A 24,399-nucleotide genomic window follows, 5' to 3' on the forward strand; every position below is an offset into this window, starting at 1 on the left:
GGCGGCCTCGGGGCTGGCGCCCGCCGGGAATCCGGGCACACGCGCCCGAGCGCTCCGCACGGCGGGCCCTCTGTCTACCGACCTGCCTCCAGGCGCGGCGATGCGCCGCCCGCTCAGAGCAGATCGAGGAAGGCGAGCAGCGCCTCGATCGCGCCGGCGTCCAGCGCGGCGAGGCCCTCGTCGACGGGCGCGCCGTCGTGGAAGAAAGCGCCCGGCGCGGCGGCGGCAGCCGTGCCGCGCCGCTCGCCGGCGATGCGGCCGCCCGCGTCGTCGAAGCGCGCCCGCTCGAGCACATCGCGCAGCGTCTTCGCCGAGCCGTTCGTGAAGTACGGCCGCTTCTTGTAGAGCCGCCGGAGCGACGGCACCCGCGCGCCGTCCTCGTGCACGTACGGCACGACGCCGGTCTTCTCGTATCCGGCCCTCCCCCACACGATCGCGCCCTCGGGCGCGAGCACCAGCTCTTCCCAGCGCTCGAACGGCACCGCGGAGCCAGGGTCGTCGCTGAGGAGCACCGGCGCGTGGCAGCGCGCGCAGCGGTCCCGGAACACCCGGGCGCCGTCGCGTTCGAGCGGGGTGAAGCCCGTGCGGCCGAGGACGGCGGGGTTCGTGCGGTGCGAGAACGCCATCAGGAAGCTCATGAGCGCGCTGCGGAGCGCCTCGGGCGGCCGCGCGGAGCGCCCGGCGTCGGCGAGCCCGAGATCGGCGAGCCACGGCGCGCCCTCGCTCGAGATCGAGAACCACGGGTCGTGGCCGCTCAGCGCGCCGGCGACACGGAACTCGTTGTCCGCCACCGTGGTGAGATCCGGATCGAGGGCGCGAGAGAAGTGGGGGCGGTTGTTGAACAGACCGAGCAGCGGCTTCGTGGTGGCGCGCACGTCGCCTCGGCCCGTGTGGTGCGTGCGGCCGTCGACGTAGCCCTCGAAGTGGCACGTCTCGCACGTGAACCGGCTGAGCGGGCCGTCGGTCCTGTTCCAGGGGGCCATCAGCGACGTGAAGAAGAGCGCCTCGCCGAGGCGGATCTCGTCGGAGCGGGCGTCCTCGCCGCCATCCCGGACCGGCTGCTTCGCGACCGCGCCGTCGCCCGCGTCGAGCAGCCACGCGTCGAGCAATGGGTTCGCGTACGCGAAGGCGCCGCCGCCGAGCGCGGCCATGGCGGCGACGCCGGGTGCGAGCGGGCGCGTGGAGACCTCCGGCGCGCCCGCGAGACCGGACTCCGTGGGGTGGAAGAGGAGCTCGGCCCGGCGATCGCCGCCGTAACCGGTCGCGATCACGCGCACGTCGCTGGAGCCGGGAATCGCCGAGAGCGCGACGGCCTTCGGGGTGAGGACGCCGAGCTCCGAGACGTTCACGGCCGAGAGCCGCGTCACCTCGGGCCGGGCGCCCGTGGCGACGCGGTAGAGGAAGACGAACGAGTCGATGTAACCGAACGAGCCGCCGGTCCGGTCGAGAGGGTGATCCTCGACCCCGCCCGCGGCGAGCAGGAGCGCGCCATCGGCGCCGCCCGTCTCGAGCGCGTCGAAGCTCCAGATCGGGCCGTCGTGGCGGATGCGCGCCGCGCGTCCCGAGAGCGGGCGGCCGTCGGCGCCGACCGGGAGCACGACGAGCGTGTGGTCGAGCAGGCAATCGACGATCAGGTGACGCGCGAGGCGCACGACGCGGAATGGGCCAGCGCCGATCGGCTCGTCCCAGCGCTCGACCTCGATGCGCCCGTCCGCGCCGGCGTGACCGGGGCGCAGCGTGACGAGCGTGCCGGTGCGCTCGTCGAGCGCGTAGAGGACGCCCTCCGGGCCGGCCGCGACGTCTCGGACGCCGAGGAGGCCCGCGAGCTCGATGCGCCCGGCGGGCTCGAGCGAGGCGCCGCGGACGGCGTACCGGAAGAGCGCGGGCGACGCCTCGCCGCTCGCGAAGATCTCGCCGGAGGGCATGACCGCGACCCCTGTCGGCGACGCCGGAGCGGGGGCGCGGGAGAGCTCGCGCAGCGACGCGTCGAGCAGGACGAGCGCGTCGCGGCCACGGAGCGGCGAGAGCAGCGCGGGCGCGCCCGGCGCGGCGGGGCGACCCAGCGGATCCAAGTGGCGGAGCGCGATCGGGTCGGGACCGAACAGCCGGTCGGAGCTGGGGACGCGGGAGAAATCGGCCGCCGCGCGGCGCGCCGCCTCGAAGCGACGCAGCGGATCGAGCGGGTCCGGATCGGGGGCCCCCCCCTGGACCGGCGGCGCGGGGCGGCCGTCGCACGCCACGGCGGCGAGGCCGAGCGCAAGCGCGAGCGCGACGCGGGCCGCGACCGTGCGCCTGCGCCGCGGGGCAGCGGGCCGAGCCGCCGCGCCGATCACCAGCCGCCGGTGCTCGCCGGCTTCGCGGTCTCGGCCGGCGCCGCCTTCGCCGGCTCGTCCTTGGGCGCGGGCTTCGCCGCCTCGCTGGTGGCCGCGGGCTTCGCCTCAGGCGTCGCCTGGGGCTTGCCCTCGCAGCCGAAGAGACCAACGGCGCCGAGCGCCACAAGCACTGTCAAGATGTTCTTCATGGGGCTCCTCCTGAAATGAGCGGCGCAAGCGAAGCACATCCACAGGGCGCTCGAAAGGGGGGCGCGCCGTCCGCTGCCATCGGAGGCGGAGCGACGGCTGCAGCGCAGGGGTTGGCAGTGTCGGCGGAGGCGGAGCGGGCGCGTGTGGGCGCCCACGCGCCGACGATCGCGCGCTGGATCCAGGGCCGGGCGCGAGGCGCAGGCGCTCCCGCCCCCGCGCCCTGGACAGGCTCGGTCAGGTCCCGGGAACGACCTTCACCAGGCTGTTGCGATTCGCGATGAAGTAGAGCTCGCCGTCGTTGTCCTCGACGATCGCGGTGAGCGCGTTGAAGGTCGGCAGGTTGCCCTGACGCGCGAATGCCGGAGCGTTCGGCGCGTTCGGATCGGGGTTCTTGCCGATGACCGTGATGGGCGACGTCTTCGCCCCGCACTGCATGAGCGCGCCCATCTTCCCTCCGGCGTAGTCGCCGAACAGGTAGACGCCCCGGAGCTGCGGCACCCCGCTGCCCCGGTACACGAATCCGCTGATGACCGACTTGTAGTCGCGGTACGGCCCTGTCGCGCTCTGCCGCCGATCCATGTCGACGATGGGCGGAGTGTGCGTCGCGCCCTCGCGCATCGTCTTCCCGCTGCAGGTGTCTGCGTGGGTGCCTTCCCACTTCGGCCAGCCGAAGTTCAGCCCCGAGGTGCCGGCAGGAACGTAGTCGACCTCCTCGTAACTATCCTGGCCGACATCGCCGATGAAGAGGTCGCCCGTCCCACGATCGAAGGTGAAGCTATACGGGTTGCGCAGACCATAGTGCCAGGTCCGCGCGCTCGTGCCATCGAAGGGATTGCCGGCCGCAGCGTACGGCTCGGCGGCATTCGGATCGAGGCGCAGGATCTTGCCGAACAGCGCGGCCGGGTCCTGCGATCCTCCAGGCTTGTCGTTGTTGCAGGACGCGCCCCCGTCGCCCGTGCCGACATAGAGCATGCCGTCGGGCCCGAACACGATATGGCCGCCATTGTGATTCACCGCGGACGCGTCGAGCCGCACGATCGTCTTCGTCGGCGTCGCGTTCGCCACGTAAGGATCGGCGCTGGAGCGCTGGTACTCGAACACGGCGTCACGGTTCATGTTCTGGCCCGAGGTCGCCGTCATCATCACGTAGAACTTGCCGCTCGTCGCGTAGTCGGGCGGGAACGCCACGCTGAGGAGCCCGCGCTCGTCGTCGAAGGTCCCCCCGCTGAGCGAGATCTGACTGCTCACGTCGAGGAAGACCCCGGGGCGCAGCTGGCCGCCCGAGAACACGCGGATCGTCCCGGTCTGCTGCACGAGATACCAGTCGCTCGACCCCTTCGGCTGAGCGGCGTAAACCAGCTTGTCCACGCCGGTGGTGACGACGGGAGCGAGCGCCAGCTTCCCGACATCGGGCGCCACGCTGGCATCACACTCGACCGGGTCGCCACCGCCAGCGCCGGCGCCGGCGCCGCCCTGTCCCGACGTGGTCTCGCCGGACGACGTGGCGCCGCTGCCACCGCCGGTGGTGGTGCCCGCGCCGGCGCCGGTGGTGGTGCCCGCGCCGGCGCCGGTGGTGGTGCCCGCGCCGGCCCCCGTCCCCGTCTGCGCGGCGGAGCTCTGGCTCCCTCCGCTTGACGTGGAGTCGCCAGAGCTGGTCGCCCCATCGTCGCTGCACGCACCGGCGCCCAGCGCGAGACACGCGCCGCCGAACGCGAAGGTCATCCACAAAGCCAAGGTTGAACGCTGTTTCCTCATGCGACGCATTCTACATGACAAGCGCCGTGTGGCGCACTCATGATCTACTGCCCGGGCGTAAAGAGTGACGAGCTCGGCGCCGGCATGAGCTGGTGACGGATCACACCTGCAGAACGTCAACACGCGCTCGCCTGGCGGGCAGACGGCGTACATGCTCGATGCAAGCCCGGAGACGCCGGCGGGACGCCGCTCCCCATGGCCTGTAAGCTCATCCCCATGGCCTGTGAGCACAAGGGCCTTCGACACGCCCGTTCGCCCGGTCGCCACCGCAATCGAACGATGGAATGAGGGTGTCCCGCGCCCGGCATCGGGCGGAATTGCCCATGATTTGAGCAGGCGTTCAGATGAAATGCGCCTGGCACACGCCGACGTGCGCCAGAGATGCGCTGCTCACTCGTCGAGTTGGATATTTGAAATGGAGCGGTACGTGCGAGACCCCCGTTGTCCATTCGGGGCCAGGGCTATATTCCCATCCAGGACCGTTCTGATCATCGCCTGCGACGGATCATCGCTCGCTGCGTCCACTCCGCCAGAGCTCGCTGGCCGGCGCTCGGCGGCGCCGGCAGGCCAGCCGCGCGCAGCGCCGGCTCGCAACGGCGCCGGGCTCGCCGCGCCAGAGGAGCCCCTGAGGGAGAGAGGTGCTGTGCTCCGCGCCCGCGCCGAAATCGATGCGGCCGACTCGGCATCATCGATCAGCGCGCCGCCCAGCGCTGCGTCGGACAGGCGATCTGTGTCAATCGATGCGCCGCGCCGAACGCCGAGCTCTCCGGGTGCCTCCGCTCACTCCGGCGCTCCTTCGCCGTCGGTGCCAGTCGACCCACCCGGCTGGACGCCGGGCATCGCATTGCGCCCCGCGATCGCCGTCGCCGCGACGACGCTTCCGCCTCTGCTCCTCGCGCGCTCCGCTCAGAACGTGCCGGCGATCGACACGCTCCCGAGGCCCAGGCCGACGCGCGCGCTCCACGGGGTGTCGCCCGTCGGTCCGCGGCCGCGCGCGGACGCCGCCCCGACGTCAGGCGCAGACGGCGCTGTGATCCAGAGGATCGCCCCGCCCACGGCGAGGGCCGCCCCCGCGATGAACACCACCGTCCCGATGTTGCCCTTCGCCACGGCGTCATCGCGCAGATCGAGCCCCGTCTGATCGACGCAGCGGCCCGCCTCGTCGCAATGGCCGCCCTCGGTGGCCTTATCGAACGTCGATTTCGCCATGAAGCCGAGCGCCGTGCCGACGCCGAGCCCGACCGCGCCGAGCCCGACCCCCACGATGCCGAGCGGCTTGCGGACGCTCCCGCCCTGCGCCGAGGGCTGGTCGTCCACCGGCGCACGGACCGGAGGCGGCGCCGCGACCGCCGGCGTCGACGCGCCGCTCGATGAAGAGGCCGGCTCCGTCGCGCGCTCGAGCGCCGGCACCGTGACGCTCACCACGCCCGGCTTGTCGATCGTGACCTTCACCTCCCAGGGCCCGTGCCCAGGGGCAGCGGCGGCGATCCGATGCTCGCCAGGGTCGAGCGGCACCGCCGTCCCCCAGAGCGCCCTGCCCACGGCGACGCCATCGCGCGTGAGGCCCAGCCCCGCGATCGCCGCCTCCGGCGGGACCACGATCTGCAGGCGGGAGAGCCGCGGCTCGAGCGCGGCCGCCCGGGCGCGCGCCACCCGCTCGCGCTCCATCTGGCCGGCCGACAGCGAGGCGGCCGCGACGTCGCGGAAGCCGATCCACGCCGTCGCGATCTTGCCGGTGCGCTCATAACAGTCGGAGAGGTTGAAGAGGGTGCCGATGCCCGGGTCGATCGCGTGGCTCTCCGCGAACTTCGGACAGGCCTCCGCGTGCTTGCCCGCGGCCATCAGCGCGCGGCCCTCGTCGAACAGCGCGACCGCGGCGGCGCGCTCCTCCCGGGTGGGCTCGGCGGCGCGCGCGGCCGGCGCGAGCGAGGCGAGCGCAGCGAGCGTCGACAGGAGCGCTACCGCTCGACGGCGCCCGGCCCGCGGCGCGCCGGAGACCGCGGCGGCGCAGCGGGCCTCCGGACAGATGCTCGAGAGACGACGATGGCAAAGCAAGACGGCACCTCTCCTGGGCTCACGGGATGTCATCGCGGATCGGAAAAGAAGTCTTGCGGGGTCGACGTGGGCCGGACAGGCGGAGACGGCCGCGAGCCCTTCGACGACGCGGTCGGCCGCGGCGCCGCAGACCCGCTCGCCGCCGGCCGCGGCGCCCCGGACCCGCTCGCCGCCGGCCGCGCGGTCGCTAGCCCTGGCACGGGCGCTTCCGGCGGCGGCGCAGGGCCGCCGTCGTGGAGCTCGGCGACCTTGCCTGCAGCAGCGGGGTCCGCCGCGTCGCGCGCGGGTGCCTCCGGCGCGAGCGAGGGCGCCCCCGGCGCGAGCGAAGGCGCCTCCGGCGCGAGGGAGGGCGCCGACGCGGCGATCGGCGCCACAGCCGACGCGGGGGCGCGGAGCGCGAACCACACGAGCCACGCGAGCCCCGCGGCGCCCACGAGCGCCGCCGCGATGGCCGCCGCGATCCCGAGGGTGCGCGCCCCGCCGCCCTGGCCCAACGAGGCGCGCGTACCGCCCCAGGAACGATCCGTCACCCCGCCATCCACGAGGAGCGCCGTGGGCGCACCGTCCCACGCGGAGCCGGCCGGCACGCCCTTCGCGCCCGAGTCGCTGGACAACGGCGTCGCGCCGGGGGGCCCGGGCGACGTGGAGGGCGAGCGTCCAGGCGGCGCGCGGCCCGCCTCGACGCTCGCGCCGAGGCGGACCTGCAGCACGCGCGCGGCGCGCTCGGCCAGGTGTTGCGCGTGCGGCGGCGCGAACTGAGCGAGCTCGGCGGCGAGCTCGGCGATGTTGCCGAAGCGATCGGCCGGGCTCTTCTGGAGGCAGCGCTGGATCACCCAGTCGAGGCGCTCGGGCACGTCGGAGCGCTGCCCGGCGAGCCGCGGCGGCCCCTCGAGGATGCTGTCGTAGATGGCCATCGGGGACTCGCCCCGGAAAGGGACGGCGCCCGTGAGCAGCTGATAGAGCATGGCGCCCATCGACCAGACGTCGGCCCGCGCGTCGACGCTCTTCGAGGAGACCATCTGCTCGGGCGCCATGTAGAACGGCGAGCCGAGCATCGTCGAGCTCTCGGTCATGTCGTTCGCCTTGGGCGCGTTCGCCTCCGCGGCGAGGGCCATCTTGGAGATGCCGAAGTCGATGACCTTGATGAGCGGGCTGCCGTCGGCCCGCTGGGTCAGGAACAGGTTGCCCGGCTTCAGATCCCGATGGATGATGCCGAGCGCGTGCGCCTCCGCGAGCGCGTCGCACGCCTGGAGCAGGTAGTCGCAGGCGAGCGCGATCGGGAGCGGCCCGCGGGCGCGCAGGACGGCCTTCAGATCGGTCCCCTCGAGGTACTCCATGACGAGGTAAGGCTCGCCGCGCGCGAGCGTGCCGACGTCGTACACGCGCGTCACATGTTCGCTCCGGATGCGCGCCGCGACCTGCCCCTCGCGCAGGAAACGGGCGACGAGGTCCGCGCGCTCGCGGGCCTGGGGCTGCAGGAACTTGATGGCTACCCGCTCGCCGAGCAGGAGATGGCGGGCGGCGACGACCACGCCCATCCCGCCTTCCCCGAGGACGCGCTCAACCTCGTATTTGTCCGCGAGGACGTCCCCCACGCTCACCGGTACGACCATGCACGCCCTCGCTCCGCCCCTCCGCTAGTATCAAAACAGCGAGTGCGCGACAACGCGAGCTTTCCCGGAAACCAGCGACGGGAGCAGAGAAGCGGCCGCCCCGCCATCACCCTCCGAGGTCGCGCGCATGGCTCGCGCGCAGCGCGGGTTCGCCAGCGGCGCTCTCTGCCTGTATATGCATGACGCAATTTCACCATGAGCACCGGTTCACCATGATCACCGAGCCGACCGATCCGTTCCTCCTCGCGCGCGAGCTCCTCGAGCAGCGGCAAGCCACCGAGCCGACCGACGCCACCGCCATGACGCTGGCCACGGCGGACGCGTCCGGGCGCCCCTCGGCGCGGATGGTGCTGCTGAAGGGCATCGACGAGCGCGGGTTCGTGTTCTTCACCAACTACGAGAGCCGCAAGTCGATGGATCTCGCGGCGAACCCGTTCGCCGCGCTCTGCATCCACTGGGCGAAGGCCGCCGAGCAGATCCGCGTCGAGGGGCGCATCGAGCGGGTCAGCGACGCGGAGTCGGACGCCTACTTCGAGACCCGCCCGCGGGGCAGCCAGATCGGCGCGTGGGCGTCCCGGCAGAGCGCGCCGCTGCCCTCGCGCGAGGCGCTCCTCGAGCAGGTGCGCGAGATCGAGCGCCGCTTCGATGGACGGCCGGTGCCTCGGCCGGAGTTCTGGGGCGGCTACCGGGTGGTGCCCGAGCGCATCGAGTTCTGGTACGGCCAGGAGAGCCGCCTGCACGACCGCGTGGTCTACCTCCGCCACGGCGACGGCTGGCGCGTCGAGCGGCTCTACCCCTGAGCGCGGCGCGGCGAGGAGAGCGCGCCGCGCGCGGGATCCCCGTCTGGGGCCGGGCGCGCGGGCCAGCAGGCCGCCCGCGCCACGGCGGAGCGGCGCTACGTCCCGGCGCCGCGGAGGCGGCTCGCCTTGCGCTCCTTGAGCCGCTCGATCACCGCGACGAGCCTCGGGTCGTCGCGGCGCCGGACGTCGAGCCGCATCCCCTTGAGCGCGTTGCACCGGCCGCACGCGAGCGCGAGGTTGTCGAGCGCGTCCGTCCCGCCGTGCGTGCGCGGGACGATGTGCTCGATCGTCGCGCGCTGGATCGGCTCGCCGTCGAGGCCGACGACGACGTGCGAGAGGCAATGGATGCACTTGCCCACCCACGCCGCCTGGCCCCGGATCTCGGCGCGCTCGAACGTCGCGTCGGTCGCCACGATGTCGAGGATCAAGCGTCGCCGCGCCGCCTTCACGGCGCTCGATCGTAGCCCCCCGGCGCGGCACCCGCACGCGGTTCGCGCCAGGCCAGGGGGTGGGCTATGGAGCCCCGGAGCCGGCGCGCGCCCGCGGCGACAGGCGGCCGCGGCGCGATCGTCGATCACGCGCGCTCCGTCACGCACCGTGACCCGCGCGGGGGAGAGAGCCATGAAGTCGAAGACCGACTATTTCTACTTCGAGACGAAGGCCAAGCGCGAGCTCATCAACGTCACCGATCGCGTCGCGGCCGTCGTCGCCGAGAGCGGCATCCGGGAGGGCATGGTGCTCGTGAGCGCGATGCACATCACCGCGGGCGTGTTCGTGAACGACCACGAGCCCGGGCTCTGGGAGGACATCTGGGCGTGGCTCCAGGAGCTCGCCCCCGAGGGGCCCGACTACAAGCACCACAGGACCGGCGAGGACAACGGCGACGCCCACCTCAAGTCGATCCTCGTGCACCACCAGGTGATCGTGCCCATCACGGCGGGAAAGCTCGATCTCGGGCCGTGGCAGCAGATCTTCTACGCGGAGTTCGACGGCGGGCGGCGCAAGCGCGTCGTCGTGAAGGCGATGGGGGAGTGACGCCGCCGGCCGCGCGGGCTCTGCGAGCCCGAGGTCGAGGGCGTCGTCGCCGTGGCCGTCCGCGGCGACGCGGAGGCTCAGATTGCCAGGTCGTAAGGAGTGTTTCCCAAGCCGTCCGCGCGCGCCTCTCCGCCGCGCGGCGCGGTCGCGGGAGTGTCTCCTCAGCCGTCCGCGGGCGCCGCGGACGCCGCGGGCGCCGGCGCGTGGGGCCGGGCAGCGCCGTACTCCCTCGCCCCGCGCTGCATGAGCGAGGCGATCGCGCCGAGCGCGTCGGTCCACGCCTGCTGGTGCGCCGGGGACCAGTCCGTGGCCGCGACCTCGGCCATCGCGGAGATCAATGCGTCGGCGACCCAGGGGTACATCGCGTCCGTGACGCCGTAGTCGACGTGCTTGGCCCCCATCGCCATGAGCTTCTCCTCGAGCCACGACGCGTCCTCAAGCCGGTCGATGACCGCGACGAGCGCCTCCGCGAGCATCTTCTCCTGCTGCTCCCCGCTGTTGCGGCCGAAGAGCGGCTTCACCTGCGGATACCGAGAGAACAGGATGCCGTAGAAACGGTGCGTGAGGTTGGGCTCCCTCTCGATCACGAGCTCGAAGCTCTCCCGCAGCAAGCCAACGTTCAATCCCATGACAAACCTCCAGGCCGCGGGCTATGCCTCCAGGCCGGGCGCTGTACCCGCGCGCTAGCCGCCTTCAGCGGTCGATTCGCCCGTCGGCTCGCACGAGCTCGCACGGGCCGTGCCAACGGCGTTTCTCCGCGGATCGCGCCGACTTTGTCGGCTCGGCGCGCCCGGCGATCGGCGGCGGTTTCCTCCAGGAAACCGGGCCCGCTGCCGAGGGCGGCCGCTCCGGTGGCGACCCCCCGCGCGCCGCCCCGCCGCGCGCCTTGCCCCGCTTCACCCCACGGTGTTTCCTGCCGGAGTCTCCGACAGGAAACCTCCGTCGCCCCCGTCTCCTCGAGGACCCCACGTGACCCTGCTCGACGCCGTGCTCAGCCTGTCCGAAGCGCCCGCCCGCGACGAGGCGCTGCAGCGGATCCTGCGCGCGCTCGCGCAGGTGACGGCGGCGGACGCGCTCTCGGTGCTCACGGCGGCGGAGGACGGCTCGGTCGGCGTCGCCGCGCAGATCGGGCTGTCGCCGGCTGCTTTGGGGATGAGCTTCCGGCCCGCGGAGCACCCGCGGCTCCGCAGGGCGACGCTGGCGGCCGGGCCGATCCGTTTCCTCGACCCGAGCGAGCCCGATCCCTATAGCGGCTGGCTGCTCGGCAACCCCGGCGAGATCCATCCCATCCACGCGTGCATGGCCGTCCCGCTGCACGTGCGGGGCCGCCTCGCCGGGCTGCTCACGCTGGACGCCTGCGATCCCGACGGCCTCCGCGGCCTGCTCGACGACGACGCGCGCGTGTTCGCGGGGCTCTGCGCCGGCGCGCTGCGGCTCGACGTCGGCCGCGGGCTAGTCCCCGTCCCGGAGGCGCGCCACGCGATCGGGGCCACGTCGGGCGGCCCGGCGCCGGCGAGCCGGTCGGCCGGGATGCAGCGGATCGAACGCGAGATCGCGGTGCTCGCCCCGCTGTCGGTGCCGGTGCTCGTCACGGGCGAGACGGGCGTGGGGAAGGAGCTCGTCGCCCGCGCGCTGCACGAGCGATCGCCCCGGGCGAGCCGGGCGCTCGTGATCGTCAACTGCGCGGCGATCCCGGCTCAGCTCGTCGAATCGGAGCTGTTCGGCCACAGGAGAGGCGCCTTCACCGGCGCCACGACGGCGCGCGCGGGCAGGTTCGAGGCAGCGCACGGCGGGACGATCTTCCTCGACGAGATCGGCGAGCTCCCGCTCTCCGCGCAGGCGCAGCTCCTGCGCGCGCTGCAGGAGGGCGAGATCCAGCCCGTGGGCGAGGACCGGGCGCGCCGCGTCGATGCGCGCGTCGTCGCGGCCACGAACCGCGATCTCCGGCGGGAGGTCGCCGAGGGGCGCTTTCGCGCGGACCTGTTCCATCGGCTCTGGGTCTACCCGATCTGCGTGCCGCCCCTGCGCGAGCGGCGCGAGGACATCCCGGCCCTCTGCGAGCGCTTCGCCGCCGAGCTCGCGGCCGGGCTCGGCGCAGCGCGGGTCGACTTCACCGATCCGGCGCTGCGCGCGCTCACGCAGGGAGCCTGGCCGGGGAACGTCCGCGAGCTGAAGAACGCCGTGGAGCGCGCGGTGCTGCGCCGGGCGATCACGGAGGGCAAGAGCGCAGCCGGCAGGACGCTCGTCCTGCGGCGCGAGGACGTGGACGCCATCGATGACAGCGCGACGGAGCGCTCGCTCGCCCCGCTGATCGAGCTCCCCGGCGAGCGGCTGCTGCTCGCGGACACGCCCCAGGAGCAGCCCGTGGAGCCGCTGGCAGAGGCGCTGGAGAGAGCCCGCCGCGAGGCGTTCGCCCGCGCGTTCCGCGCAGCAAACGGCAACGCGGCGACGGCCGGACGGCTGCTCGGGCTGAGCCGATCGTTCGCCTACAAGGAGGCGGTGCGCCTCGGGCTCATCCCGCCGCCCGCGCCGCGCAAGCGCTGAGGATCCCGAGTGAGGCGCCGTCTAGCGCCTCCGCAAAGGACGAAGCTCAGCGCCTCCGCAAAGGACGACGCTCAGCGCCTCCGCGAAGGACGACGCTCAGCGCGCCGGCTCGGGGGTGCCGATCCCCTCCAGCGGCACGCGCGCGAGCGCCGTGTAGCGCGCGCCCTTCGGGGTCAGCTCGCTCTGGTAGACGATGATCTCCTCGATCCGCGTCTCGCCGAAGTCGACGTTGCCCACCGACTGAGCGCAGGCGTCGAGCGCCGGATCGCCGCGCGGGTCGCGCGAGCGGGCGAGGGTGAGGTGCGGCTCGAACGGCCTGTCCTCCGGCACGTAGCCCGTCGACATCGAGAGCGTCTGCTCCAGATCGCGGTGGATCGCGGTGAGGGCGCCGACCGCGCCGCCCACGCCGAGCCAGAGCACGCGCGGGCGACGCCGCGTGCCGAACGCGCCGCCCTTCTCGATGCGCAGCGTGAGCGGCCTGTGGAATGCGGCGACGCTCCCCGCCGCGGCGATGACGAGCGGCAGGCGCTCCTCTCCGATCTCGCCCATGAAGGCGAGCGTGATATGCAGCCCGGCAGGCTCCACCCACTTGGCGGACGGAGCCCGCGGCGAGATCTCCCGCAGGAGCTCTCCGACCTTGGCGAGGAGCTCGGCTCCCGGATCAACGGCGACGAAGACACGCACAGCTCACCTACGCTCACCCACGCTCAATTACCACCCACAGACTTCACCCTTGTTCTGCTCCTTGAGCCACCTCCGGAGCGGCTCGAAGTACTCCAGCATGGCGCCCGGATCGGCCGCGGTCTCCCCCGTTACCACCTGCATCGCCTCCTGCCACGGGCGGCTCGCGCCGAGCGAGAGCATGGCGCGGAGCTTCTCGCCCGCGGCCGCGCTGCCGTAGATCGAGCACGTGTGGAGCGGCCCGGTGTGCCCGGCCGCCTTGCACAGCGCGCGGTGGAACTGGAACTGATAGATGTGCGCGAGGAAGTAGCGCATGTACGAGATGCCCGCGGCGACGTGGAACTTCGCCCCCGGGTCGAAATCGGCCTCGCTGCGCTGCACCGGCGGCGCGATGCCCTGGTACTTCAGCCGCAGCGCCCACCACGCGGCGTTGTAGTCGCCCGGCTTCGTCCTGCCCGAGAAGACATCCCACCGCCACTGGTCGATGAGCTTGCCGAACGGGAGGAACGCGATCTTGTCGAGCGCCTTCTTGAAGAGGAAGTTGATGAGCCCCTTCTCGTCCTCGGACACCCGGTCGAGCAAGCCCAGCGACCTCAGGTAGCCCGGCGTGACGGAGAGGGCCAGCGTGTCCCCGATCCCCTCGTGGAAGCCGTCGTTGGCGCCCGCCTGGAACAGGATCGGGAGCCTGTAGTACTGGTGGTTGTAATAGACGTGCCCGAGCTCGTGGTGGATCGTGATGAGATCCTCCTCGCTCGGCTCGATGCACATCTTGAGGCGGAGATCGTCCCGATCGCCCACGTCCCAGGCGCTCGCGTGGCAGACGACCTCGCGGTCGACCGGCTTCGTGAGCAGCGACCGCTCCCAGAAGGTCGCCGGCAGCGGGTCGAACCCGAGCGAGGTGAAGAACCGCTCGCCGAGCGCGACCATCTGCTTCCCGTCGAGCTTCTTCGCCTTGATCTTCCGCGTCACGTCGAGCGAAGGCTGGCCCTTGTACGGCTCCATGAGCGCGTAGACGTTCGACCACTCCTGCGCCCACATGTTGCCGAGCAGGTGCGCCGGGATCGGGGCCTTCTCGCCGATCCTGTCCTTGCCGTAGATCGCGCGCAGCTTGGCGCGCACGTAGCAGTGCAGCTCGTCGTAGAGCGGCTTCAGCTTGCCCCAGAGCCGCTCGGTCTCGGCCTCGAACGCCTCCGGGGACATGTCGTACCCGGCTCGCCAGAGCGCACCGACATCCGCGAGGCCGAGCTCCGCGGCCCCCTTGTTGCCGAGGGCGACGTAGCGCTCGAACTTCGGCCGGAGCGGCGGGGCGATCGCGTGCCAGCCCGCCCACACATCGAGCAGCTCGTCCCAGTCGCGGCTGGTCTTCAGGCGGTTGGAGAGCTCGTCGAGCGCGAGGCACTTCGGCTCGGCGCCGGCGCCCGCGGGCGCAGCGCCGCGGGCCGCTGGCGTCGCCCGCCCCGGCTTGGCCTTCGGGCAGTATTTGCCCTTGCCGTACAGGCTCGTCATGTCGACCGAGAGCGCGGCGAGCTCGGCGCGCTCCGCCGGGTCGCTCGGGGCCGGAAGGAATGTCGAGATCTTGAGGAGCGCGAGCTGGCGGGCGACCTCCGTGGGCAACGCGAGCCCGTCGAAGCGCGTCGCCGCCTTCATCGTGCGGCTCAGGTACTCCATGCTCGCTTCCTCGGCGGAGGCGGCGAGCGCGTCGGTGTCGTCCGTGAGGTAGGTCTGGTTGACCCACGAAGCCCGCGCGGACTGGAGCCGCAGCTTTCGCAGCTCCCGGTCGACGGTGGCGATGAAGGCCTGCGCCTCCGCCGGGCTGGGCGCCGCCGCCTGCTGGGGGGCGGCCTCCGGCCGGGCAGCCGCGGGCCTCGAGGTCGCGGGCGCCTCCTCGCCTGGGCGCGGCGGCGCCGTCGTCGGCGAAGCGGCGCCGCTGCAGCCCACGCCAAGCCCGAGCGCGACGAGCATCAGGGGACGCGCGATGGCCGTCCGGGCGAGGGCAAAGCGGACCACGGGCCCTTCATACACGCCGGGACGTGCCGAGGGAACCAGGAGCGACGTGCGATCGTCGCGGCGCGACCCCGCCGCGTCACCCCCCGGATTCACCGGCGCCACCCGCGATTCACCCGCACCGTCCTCGATTCACCCGCACCATCCGCGGCTTACCGGCACCGTCCTCGATTCACCGGCGCTACCCGCGATTCACCGGCTCCGCCCGCGATTCAGCCACACCACCCACGATTCAGCCACACCACCCGCGATTCAGCCGCGCCGCCCGCGATTCACCCGGCTCGTCGCGACCAGGACGAACCGCCCGCGTGACGGCTGCCAAGCGGCCGTGATCTGCCGTTACAATGCGCCCCCACCATGAGGAATGCCCTCGCGCCCAGGCCCACGATCTCGGCGGTCCTGGGCCTCGCCGCCGCCGCCGCCGCCTCGCCCGACGCCCCGCTCGCCGGCGGGACGGGCGATCGATCGCCGACCGACGGCCCGATGCAGCTCCCGATCGCTTCGCTCCGCGCGGAGGCGCAGCGCTTCGGTGAGCTGCGACCTCGCGGCGCGGTGCAGGCCGATGTCCCACCCCGCGGCGCAAGCCACGGTCTTTTGCACAGCGAGCGACGGCCATGAGCGAGCTCGAAAATTTCTCGTTCGTGATCCCCGGCGAGCTCGCCGCCATGGCCTACCCCCACGCGCCCGGCGCGGTCGAGGAGCTCGCGGAGCTCGGCTTCCGCAGCCTGGTGTCGCTCTCGCGTCGGGCGCCTCCGCCGCAGGCGGTGGGCTCGCTCGTCCACCTGCACTGCCCGCTCGCCGACTTCGCGCGCATCCCGAGCGTGGACCTCCTCCGCGCCGTGGCGTTCCTCGGCCAGGCGCCGCGGCCGATCGCCGTCCACGGGGAGGGCGGCGTCGGACGCACCGGCGTCGTGCTGGCGTGCCGCCTCGTGTCGCTGGGACGATCGGCGGCCGAGGCCATCGCCGAGGTGCGGCGCGCGCGGCCAGGATCGATCGACGACCCCGAGCTCGAGGCGTCCGTCGCGGAGTTCGAGCTCTTCTACCGGAGCGAGCACGACCAGGCGACGCCGGCCCCCTTCAACTTCGCGCCCGCGTCGCCGCTCGACCGGATCGTCCACGGCGCGGAGCGGCCCGGCTTCGGGATGGCGCTCTGGTCGGCTTCCGGGATCCGCTCGTCCGTTGTCGCGCCGCCGACCTCGGCGGCACACCAGGATCCGAGCGACGCGCCCGTCGAGGCGTGGCTCGCCTTCATGGCGCGGCACGGCATGCGCGAGGTGCTCTGCCTGCTCGACGAGGGGGAGCTGGCGCTCCACCGGATACCGCTCCTCGGCCGCTACCAGCGCGAGTTCCTCCGGGTGACGCACGTGCCGCTCGAGGGGGGCGCGCTCCCCTCGCCCGACGCCCTGGAGCGCGCGCTCGACGCGCTCAGGCGCGCCGAGGCCAGCGGCGCGCCCGTCGTGGTGCACTGCGCGTCGGGCGCGGGCCGCGCGGGCGTCGTGCTGGCGGCGTGGCTGTGCTCCCGGCACGGCCTCACCCCCGACGCGGCGATCGGCGCGGTCCGGGACCACGCGCGGCACTTCGGCGCGCGCCGCGATCCGCTGAAGGCAGGGCCGGCGGCGCGGGACCTCATCGCGAGCGTGCCGGCGCGCGGGTGAGCGCGCCGGCCACGCCGGGGCCGGCCTGCGGCGGGGCGGCGTGCCTCAGCCGGCGGCGCTTCGGCCGGGCTTCGCGTGCCGGTGCTCGCGGTACATCCGCAGGGCGAACACGCCTGCCGGCTCGTCGCGGAGCGCCTCGACGAGCGCGCGGAGGTCGGACGGCAGCTTGCCTGGCGGCGGGAGCGGCACGGGGTGGTGCTCGGGCGCGAGGAGCGGCGCGGCGAGCGCGGCGAACGTGAGATCGGCGGCCGAGAAGCGGTCGCCCGTGAGGAACGGGCGCCCGTCGCGCAGGCGCTCGTTCACCGCGTCGAAGACCGCGCGGAGCTTGCCTCGCGAGCGCTCGGCGGCCGCGGCGTCGATGCGCATGACGCGCTTCATGACCGCCCGCGCGACCGGGTAGTAAGCGCGGAAGGTGCCGCGCCCGAACCACCAGGGCGGCGCCGCGCCGGCGCTCTCGAGCGATCGGAGCGACCCGCCCATCAGGGCGAACGCGCCCTCCTCGTCGGGCAGGAGGTGAAAGTACGCGACGCGGCGGGTCGCGGGGCCGAGATCGCGGTCGAAGCGCTCCTCGAGCGCCTCGACCTCGGCCCGGGCCGCGTCGGGCTCGCGAAAGAAGAGCGCGCGCTCCGGCGGGACGAGCCCGTCCGCGTAGCGCAGGATGTCGGTCGAGTCGCCGAGCACGCCCGCCGGCGAGACGAGCACCGGGACGGAGCGGCGCCCGCCGGCCCGCAGCGACGGGAGCGCGTGGGCGAGCGGGAGGTAGGCGTCCTCCCGGTACGGCGCGCCGGCGCGATCGAGCGCCCACCGCGCCTTCTCGCAGTAGTGGCTCCAGGGAATGGTGATGAGGCGGAGGGGCGCGCCCGTGCCACGATCGGACATGGTGACCTCGCAGGGCTCGGGCCCGCGCTCGCCTCAGCGGCGGATCTCGAAGAGGTGGATGCCGTACGCGGGGAGCTCGACGCCGAGGCCGCGCGAGAGATCGACGAGCTCGTCGCCGTCGCGCGGGTGCTCGTTGCCGGTCAGGAGGTCGACGAGCAGGACCTTGCGGCCGGCGATGCCGGCGATGTCGAGCGGGATGCGGCAGCCGCTGCGCGACGGGGCAAAGTTGATCACCGCCACGAGCGGCGCCGCGCTCCGGGGCGCGCCGCAGGCCGGGAGCGACTCCCACCGGTAGGCGACGAACGCGTCCGCGCCCGGCCCGCGCGCGGTCAGCGTGGCGAAGCTCCCGGTGCGCAGGATGGGGCGGCGCACGGCCGCGAGCAGCCGCTCGTGGAAGGCGAGGCAGGCCTCATCGACCGGCTCCTCCGGGGCGCGGGCGAGGTGCAGCGAGGCGCGCACCGTCCGCCCCTCGAGCTGGCCGTGGTGGATGAACCGCATCCCGGGCACCGTCGCCGCGATGAACTCCGCGGCCCGGCGCCGGTCCGGCGGGAGCACGGCCGCGATGCGCGGCTCGTCGTGGTGCTCGATGAAGCGGACGCTCCGCCGCTGGTAGTCGGGCGTCGCCGCGAGGTGGCCTCGGACCGACGAGGCGGAGGCGTGGCTCAGCCGATCGTAAAGGCTCTTGTCGAAGGTGTAGTCGAAGCCGAGCATCTGCAGGCGCCACTCGAGATCCCAGAAGGCCTCGGCGATGAAGACGAAGCTCGGGTGGTCACGGCGGACGGCGTCGATGGCCTCGGCCCAGAACTCGCCGGTGGCCTCGGCCTTCCGCTCCGTCGGGGGGCGCTTGGACCACGTGCGCCGGAAGACGTCGTCGAGCACCAGCATCGCCATGTCGCAGCGGACGCCGTCGCACCGCGACGCGACGCTGCGGAGCGCTTCGACGGACGCGGCGCGCGTCGCCGCGAGCCGGTAGTCGAGCTGGGCCGTGTCGGGCCACGGCGGGATGTAAGGATCGCGCCCGCTGAGCGGGGCGCCGTCGTCGCCGACGATGAAGCACTCGGGCTTCTCCCTCACCCAGTGGTGATCGCGCGCGACGTGGTTCGGCACGAAGTCAAGGATGATCCCGATGCCGCGCGCCGCGAGGCGCCGGCGCAGATCCGCGAGGCCGGCGTCGCCGCCGAACGCGGGGTTCACCTCGTAGCGCGCGACCGCGAACGGGGAGCCGACCACGTCGGCCTCGGTCCAGTCGGGCAGCACGCGGTCGTATTCGGCCCGCAGATCGGGGTGCGTGAGCGAGAGGCGCGGGCCCTCCTGGCCGAGCGTCCAGACGCCCATCAGGTGCACGTAGTCGACCCCGAGCGCGGCGAGCCGGTCGAGCGCCGCGTCGGGCACGCTGGCGAGCGTCACCCTGGCCTTGGCGGCGCGCGAGAGCTCGTGGAGCCAGACGCGCACGAAGATCGCGTACAGCAGGGGGTGCTGGTGGGCAGGGACTAGGGAGCTCATCGATTGGATTGGGGACGGCGGGCCCGCGAGGGAGTCGCGGACAGTCGGCGTCGGCCGGGGATTGTCTGCGCCCTCGGGTGGTCCCTGCAAGCTCGATCACGATGTGCTGCAGGCGCGGCCGGCCGGGGCTCTGCGCAACGTCCAGCACAGAGGCGAGGCTGTCCGGCTGGACCCCCGCCGATCGGGGTTCTCGTGGCTTGGGTGCGTCTACGCGCGGCGCGCGCGGCGCCTTCGCGCGAGCGCGGCGGCAGCGCCCATGGCGACGAGCGGCAGGGCGATGGGCGTCGCGGCGTCGTCGGGCGAGAGCCGGCAGCCGCAGCCGCCCTGCTTCGGCTCCACCGGCGGCGGCGCCTCGCTGGGCGGGGTCTCTTCGGCGGACGGCTCCGCTTCGGCAGCGTCGGGCGCGGTTTCGCCCTCGGACGCCTGCTCCTTGGCGGGCTCATTGCTCTTCTCGGCGTCGGCCTTCTCGGTCTTGTCGTCCTTCTTTTTCTTCTCGCCGCTGAAGACGATCGCGCGGCGATCCATGATGGGGTTGTCGCCCTGAAGGGTGATCTTCTGCTTCTGCCCCATCTGCACGCCGTCGCCCGCGCGCTTGATCACGAGATCGTACTCGCCGGCCTCGAAGCCGTGATCGCGCCGGAGGACGAAGTCGAACTTCGTGATCGCGAAGACCTTGCCGCTGGCGTCGGAGAAGCCGACGTCCATGCTCTCGTTGATCGACTGCTGGTTCTGCAGCGGGGTGCGGACGAGGATCGGGGTCTCGGGCGACTTGTCGGTGAGCGCTCGCTCGTAGTGCACCGTCGGCGTGAACGAGAACAGCATCGGGATGTGCCCGAGGTGCGGGGTCCCTCCGTAGTTGATCGTCATCTTGAGCTTCCACCGGCCGTCGTCCTCCTTGGGCGAGCGATCGGCGATGGTGACGGTGCCCGCCGCGTGCGCGGCGCTCGCGGGCAGCCACGCCCCGATCAGCGCGAGCGCGACGGCGACGACGCGCGCGAGGAGGAGGCGGCGCGCCGCTGCGTGCTGGGTCGCGCTGGGGCGGGCGTGAAGACGCTCGGCGCGCTGACGCCGCGCGCCGAGCTGAAACAGGGGACCGGTTCGAGATCGGGCGGTTCGCATACGCGGCACGCTACCAGGGATTTCATGGAAACGAGGCGCGACGAGAGGACCGCCGGCCGGATGGAAAGAGGACCACCGGCGCGGACAAGAAGATCACCGCCAGCGTGGACGAGGAGACGATCGCCGGCGCGCGGGCTCAGTCGGGGAACCAGAGCAGCGCGTCGGAGGCGGGCTTGTAACAGGCCTGGCGGCCCGCCTCCTCGTTGTCCGTGCAGCTCGCGCTCTCGAGGCAGTCGATGATCTCGTAGTGGCCGGCGGCGTTGTAGATCGTGGTGAACATCGCGCGCTGGGCCCCCTCGAGCTTGCTGAACGCGCTCTTGCACGCGGCGACGGGCACCTTCTCGCAGCGGGCCATGCGCGCGCAGCGGGACTCGATGACCGGCGCCGCCCCGGGGTCGTCCGGGCTGATGTTGACGGCCACCTCGTCGTTGCACTCCAGGATGATCTGGCTCCGGTCCGGCGAGCTCTCGGTGGCGGCCTCCATGCGACGCGAGAAGCAGCTCGTCATCGCGCGGAGGTACGTGGGCGACGCTGTCGGGTAGGCGGCCTTGCACGCGTTGAGGTGCTCCCAGGAAGCGCCGGCGCGCTGGAGCTTGGCGAGCGCGGCGCACCACTCGGCTTGGGCGGCGACCACGCCGTCGCGGTCGGGAAAGCTTGTGGGCCGCTCCGAGCAATCGGTCAGCGCAAGCATCGACGCGGCCACCGCGATCGGCAGGGCCAAGGATCGAAGGGCGAGCATGGGCCGACCCTAGCACGAGAGACCCGGCGGGGCGGAATCTCCGGAGGTGCATCGCTCGTCAGCGCCGGTCCGTCAGGAGTTCGCAGCGGAGCCTCGCGCCTCCGCCGCCCCCGCGGAGCGCGGCGGCGCCGTCGGGGCCGAAGACCACGCCGAGGTCCAGCGCACCTCGGGACGCGGCGCGGACCTCGACCGCCTCGATGCACAGGGCTCCGCGGCCGCCGGCGAGCAGCGCGACCCCGGGGGCGTCCCCCTCGAAGAGCGGCGCCCCGCTCCGCGAGGCCACCCGCAGCGTGGCCGGCATCTCGGCGATGAACCGGTGCGACGGCCGTGCGCCGCCGCAGCCGCCGGCGCCGATCTCGGCGAGCGGCGCGAGGGGACCGAGCGGCTCGAGGGGACCGACCTGGCCACGGGCGACGTCGATCGGCCCCGCGACCACCTCCCCGGAAGCAACGGAGTAGCCGATGAGGACCACGCCCGGGGCGTCGAGCCGACGGCCCAGGGTGAGCCGAGCGCCCGCGACCTCGGGGACACGCGCGAACCCGAAGGCCGGAAAGGCGCCCTGCCGTGTCGCGAGGACGACGCTGCGCCTTCCGGCGTCGAGGGCGAGCAGGTCGCCGCCCGGCAGCTCGACCGCGGCGGCGAGGGTGCCGGCGTGGTCGAACGGCAGCAGCGCCGGCGGCTCGGCGCCCGAGCGCACGCGGAGGCCGCGCCGCCCGTGCGACCCGCTCGCGTCGAAGAGCAGCAGCAGATCCGCGGGTGCCCTGGCGCCGGGCGCGAGCAGCACGGGGACGACATCGCCGGACGCCGCGATCAGCGAGCCGTCGCGGAGCGACAGGCGGCGCGGCGCGGCGCCGCTCGCGAACGGCAGGAGCACGCTCGCGGTGAGCATGCCGTCGCGGAGCGTGCCCAGGGGGGAGGACGAGGCGGTCGACAGCGAGACGACGGGGGGCGCATCGCCGGTGCGACGGCCCACAGGAGCGACCGGCGCCGCGGGCGCTCCCCGGGCGGTGCCGCGAGCGGGGAGGCGATCCGGGGGGCGCGGCGCCGGGGCGGCCGACGGCGGCGGGAAAGACGAGGGGTCGTCGTCGAGGCGGCAGGAAATGAGCGGCGGAGGAGCGGCCCGGAGCGCTTTGCTCGCCGCTGGAGCATAGGCCGGGGCGCTGCGCGGCGAGGGCGGAGGGCCGCCCCAGCCGAGACGGACGAGGCCGTGCTCGCCCATCGTGCAGCCGATCGGGGAGCACGCGAACGGGGCGCCCTCGTCGAAAGGAGGCTCGATCTGGCGCGCGGGCGGGCCCTGGACCGGGCGCCACGAGCGGCCGCCGTCGGTCGACTCGAAGAAGGCCGGCGGGTCGCCGCGGGTGGCGGCGAGCGCGAACCGCCCGCCGACGACGACGTGCTCGACAGCCGCCGGGAGGGGAAAGACCGTGACGCCGCCGCGCGCGTCGATGCGCAGGCCGGCGATGCGACCGCCGCGGCGGCGCGAGAGCAGCCGGTCGACGGGCCCGGATGAGCCCACCTCCGGCAGCGCCGCGTCGGCCGGCGAGTCGCCGTCGGCCGCCTCGGGCAGGTGGAGCCAGCCGCGCACGGCGCCGTCGTCGTCCTCCCAGAAGTCGGTGTCGACGATGCGCGGCGAGGCGGCGGCGGACCCCGGAGAGGCGCCGCCCGCGAGCGCCGGAAAGGCGCCGCCCGCGAGCGCCGGGTCGCGCTCGCGCACGCGGACCACCCGGACGCCCTCGGGTGGGTCCGCAGGATGGCGCTCGCGCACGCGCTCGTCGGGGCCGGAAGGCGACCTCGGCGGCGCGTCCGCCTCCTCGCCCTCGGAGGGTCGCTGCCCTTCGTCCTCTTCGGAGGGCCGCTGGCGCGGCCCGCTCGGCGCCTCCAGCACGAGGGCGGTGACGATCCCGCGCTCGCCGACGATCCAGCGGTAGAGGCGATCGGCGTCCTCGCCCTCGATCCGGCGCTCTACCCAGCGGCCGCCGCCGACGCGCACGCACACGCGCGCAACGCCTTCCTCTCCGGGCTCGCGGCTCGCAGCGTCCCCCGGCGGCTCGTCGGGCGCCGTCGGCGCGAAGCGCCAGCGCGGCGCCGGCGCGTCGTCTGCCGGGACGGCATCTCCCGGGCTCTCCGGAAAGTCGCGGAGCCCAGGGGGGGCGCTGCCGCACCGGCCGGTGAAGGCGAGGCGGCCGTGATCGTCGCCGACGAACGCGCCCTGCGAGCTCGCGATCGGGTCGGGGCCCCGGCGGCGGGGCGGAAACGTGGCCTCCAGCTGTGGTGCGGAGAGCGTCGTCTCGAGCCGGAGCACCTGGGCGGCCTCGTGCGCGCACGCGAGCAACACGTCGTCGCCCGACCGGAACGGCTGACAGCGCGCGTAGCGCGGGTCGAGGCTCTCGATCCCCGCCTCCGCGATGGGCTGGGCGGTCGCCGCCGCGAGCACGGCGAGTCCGCCGTCGCGAGCGACGAGCAGCCTGCCTCCAGGGAGCAGCGCGCCGGTCGCCGCGGCCAGCGCGACCACCTCCGGGGCGAGCGCGTTGACCGAGGAGGCGCCGAGCTGCGGTTCCCACGCCGGCGGGAGATAGAGCGACGCGCTCGGCCCGGAGCGCGGCGGAGCGGGCGCGATCGGAACGAGGCCGGCGGAGGTCACGCGGAGCGTGGCGCCGCCCGACGGCCCGAGGAGCGCGACCGCTCGGCCGTCGTCCTGCTCCTCGAGGAGCGACGTGGCGAGCCCGCGCGTCTCGAGCACGTCGATCCAGGTGGCGCCCCCGTCGAGGGTGACCGAGGCGCGGCCGAGCAGGTCGAGGCGCACCGCGCGGCGCGCGTCGACGGCCGCCGCGTCGACCACGCCCGCAGCACCGAAGCGGCGGACGGCGAGCGTGGACGGGTCGATCTCGAGGAGCCCCCGATCGCTGCGCAGGAGGATCGTGTCGAGGTACGGCCGCGCGCCGCCGGGGGCGCCGACGTCGGCGATGGGCGCGAGCTCGCCGAGGAAGCCGGCGGCGCGGTAGACGCGGCCCTCCGACCACAGGAGGAACCCGCCCCCGAGGCGCGCCGGGATCGACCGGAACCCGCGGAGCGGCTCGGCGGCGGGGGCGTCGGCGAGCACGACGCCGGCCTCGAGGAGCACGCGGCGCCCTTCGTAGAGCGCGGGCTCCCGGCGGGGCACCGGCGAGCCTTCATGGGCCCCGACGGCGGCGTCGAGGAGGACGCCGATGTCCTCGGTGAGGACGTAGCGCGCAGGAGAGAGCGACGGCGGGTCGGCGAGCGCGGCGGCCCGAGGCCGCGCAGGCCGCGGAGCGCGCTCCGGGGCGGCGCTGCACGCGGCGGCGAGGGCGAGCGCGAGGAGGACGCCAGCGCGGGAGGACATCGCGACGGCGCGCACGCGGCGCATTGTAGACCATCTGGAGCTCGACCGCAGCGCGCTCCTGGCCGCGCGGACCGCGCGGACCGCGCGCCGCGAACGCCCCGCGATCCGCGGGCGTGCGCCGCGTCCGGGAGGAT

The 24,399-nt window shown here is 73.9% G+C and carries 19 protein-coding genes; 5 read left to right on the forward strand and 14 right to left on the reverse strand.

The features are described from left to right. Window positions 1-113: 113 nt before the first annotated feature. The 5 genes from WME90_RS26585 to WME90_RS26605 form a co-directional block, all read right to left on the reverse strand. Complete coding sequence (locus WME90_RS26585) at window positions 114-2,333, reverse strand: hypothetical protein (protein WP_437274801.1); 2,220 nt, start codon at window positions 2,331-2,333, stop codon at window positions 114-116. Then, complete coding sequence (locus WME90_RS26590) at window positions 2,330-2,521, reverse strand: hypothetical protein (protein WP_437274802.1); 192 nt, start codon at window positions 2,519-2,521, stop codon at window positions 2,330-2,332. Before WME90_RS26590 ends, WME90_RS26585 begins: the two co-directional genes overlap by 4 nt. Before the next feature lie 235 nt (window positions 2,522-2,756). Further along, window positions 2,757-4,244 carry a PQQ-dependent sugar dehydrogenase gene (locus tag WME90_RS26595; protein WP_437274803.1) on the reverse strand — a complete coding sequence of 496 codons (1,488 nt, stop codon included), beginning with the start codon at window positions 4,242-4,244 and terminating at the stop codon, window positions 2,757-2,759. A gap of 939 nt (window positions 4,245-5,183) precedes the next feature. Further along, complete coding sequence (locus WME90_RS26600) at window positions 5,184-6,332, reverse strand: tetratricopeptide repeat protein (RefSeq protein WP_437274804.1); 1,149 nt, start codon at window positions 6,330-6,332, stop codon at window positions 5,184-5,186. Between the two features lie 29 nt (window positions 6,333-6,361). Next, entirely contained in the window at window positions 6,362-7,945 is a 1,584-nt protein-coding gene (locus tag WME90_RS26605) for a protein kinase domain-containing protein (protein WP_437274805.1), read from the reverse strand. 179 nt (window positions 7,946-8,124) lie between these two features. Between WME90_RS26605 and pdxH the strand changes: the two genes are divergently transcribed. Further along, window positions 8,125-8,745: a pyridoxamine 5'-phosphate oxidase gene (gene pdxH / locus WME90_RS26610; protein ID WP_437274806.1), complete on the forward strand. Its 621-nt coding sequence runs from the start codon at window positions 8,125-8,127 to the stop codon at window positions 8,743-8,745. 95 nt (window positions 8,746-8,840) lie between these two features. Here the strand turns inward: pdxH and WME90_RS26615 are convergent, their stop codons facing one another. Then, window positions 8,841-9,173: an HNH endonuclease gene (locus WME90_RS26615; RefSeq protein ID WP_437274807.1), complete on the reverse strand. Its 333-nt coding sequence runs from the start codon at window positions 9,171-9,173 to the stop codon at window positions 8,841-8,843. Window positions 9,174-9,366: 193 nt separating this feature from the next. Between WME90_RS26615 and WME90_RS26620 the strand changes: the two genes are divergently transcribed. Beyond that, entirely contained in the window at window positions 9,367-9,780 is a 414-nt protein-coding gene (locus WME90_RS26620; protein ID WP_437274808.1) for a secondary thiamine-phosphate synthase enzyme YjbQ, read from the forward strand. Between the two features lie 161 nt (window positions 9,781-9,941). Here WME90_RS26620 and WME90_RS26625 read toward each other — a convergent pair whose 3' ends face one another. After that, window positions 9,942-10,409, reverse strand: a complete 468-nt coding sequence (locus tag WME90_RS26625) for a globin domain-containing protein (RefSeq protein ID WP_437274809.1) — start codon at window positions 10,407-10,409, stop codon at window positions 9,942-9,944. Window positions 10,410-10,749: 340 nt separating this feature from the next. Here WME90_RS26625 and norR point away from each other — a divergent pair, with 340 nt between their 5' ends. Next, entirely contained in the window at window positions 10,750-12,324 is a 1,575-nt protein-coding gene (gene norR / locus WME90_RS26630; protein WP_437274810.1) for a nitric oxide reductase transcriptional regulator NorR, read from the forward strand. A gap of 96 nt (window positions 12,325-12,420) precedes the next feature. Here norR and thpR read toward each other — a convergent pair whose 3' ends face one another. Further along, window positions 12,421-13,008 (reverse strand): RNA 2',3'-cyclic phosphodiesterase, encoded by a 588-nt coding sequence (gene thpR / locus WME90_RS26635; protein ID WP_437274811.1) that lies wholly within the window; start codon window positions 13,006-13,008, stop codon window positions 12,421-12,423. Window positions 13,009-13,035: 27 nt separating this feature from the next. Then, the gene (locus WME90_RS26640; protein ID WP_437283662.1) at window positions 13,036-14,967 is read right to left on the reverse strand and encodes a M2 family metallopeptidase; all 1,932 of its coding nucleotides are present in this window, start codon (window positions 14,965-14,967) and stop codon (window positions 13,036-13,038) included. Between the two features lie 399 nt (window positions 14,968-15,366). On the opposite strand from WME90_RS26640, the gene WME90_RS26645 reads away from it, so the two are divergent. Together WME90_RS26645 and WME90_RS26650 are read left to right on the forward strand one after the other, a co-directional pair. Further along, on the forward strand, window positions 15,367-15,627 hold the full coding sequence (locus WME90_RS26645) for a hypothetical protein (protein WP_437274812.1): 261 nt from the start codon (window positions 15,367-15,369) through the stop codon (window positions 15,625-15,627). Further along, complete coding sequence (locus WME90_RS26650) at window positions 15,624-16,664, forward strand: phosphatase domain-containing protein (RefSeq protein ID WP_437274813.1); 1,041 nt, start codon at window positions 15,624-15,626, stop codon at window positions 16,662-16,664. Before WME90_RS26645 ends, WME90_RS26650 begins: the two co-directional genes overlap by 4 nt. A 45-nt stretch (window positions 16,665-16,709) precedes the next feature. Here WME90_RS26650 and WME90_RS26655 read toward each other — a convergent pair whose 3' ends face one another. The 5 genes from WME90_RS26655 to WME90_RS26675 form a co-directional block, all read right to left on the reverse strand. Next, window positions 16,710-17,543: a glutathione S-transferase family protein gene (locus tag WME90_RS26655; protein ID WP_437274814.1), complete on the reverse strand. Its 834-nt coding sequence runs from the start codon at window positions 17,541-17,543 to the stop codon at window positions 16,710-16,712. A gap of 33 nt (window positions 17,544-17,576) precedes the next feature. Continuing rightward, the gene (locus WME90_RS26660) at window positions 17,577-19,046 is read right to left on the reverse strand and encodes an alpha-amylase family glycosyl hydrolase (RefSeq protein ID WP_437274815.1); all 1,470 of its coding nucleotides are present in this window, start codon (window positions 19,044-19,046) and stop codon (window positions 17,577-17,579) included. Window positions 19,047-19,253: 207 nt separating this feature from the next. Further along, window positions 19,254-20,165, reverse strand: coding sequence for an MYXO-CTERM sorting domain-containing protein (locus WME90_RS26665; protein WP_437274816.1), 912 nt, complete (start codon window positions 20,163-20,165; stop codon window positions 19,254-19,256). Between the two features lie 136 nt (window positions 20,166-20,301). After that, the gene (locus WME90_RS26670) at window positions 20,302-20,904 is read right to left on the reverse strand and encodes a hypothetical protein (protein WP_437274817.1); all 603 of its coding nucleotides are present in this window, start codon (window positions 20,902-20,904) and stop codon (window positions 20,302-20,304) included. 58 nt (window positions 20,905-20,962) lie between these two features. Next, window positions 20,963-24,280 (reverse strand): hypothetical protein, encoded by a 3,318-nt coding sequence (locus tag WME90_RS26675; protein WP_437274818.1) that lies wholly within the window; start codon window positions 24,278-24,280, stop codon window positions 20,963-20,965. Between the last annotated feature and the right edge of the window lie 119 nt (window positions 24,281-24,399).

Source organism: Sorangium sp. So ce375 (assembly GCF_051473855.1).
Classification (GTDB): domain Bacteria; phylum Myxococcota_A; class Polyangia; order Polyangiales; family Polyangiaceae; genus Sorangium.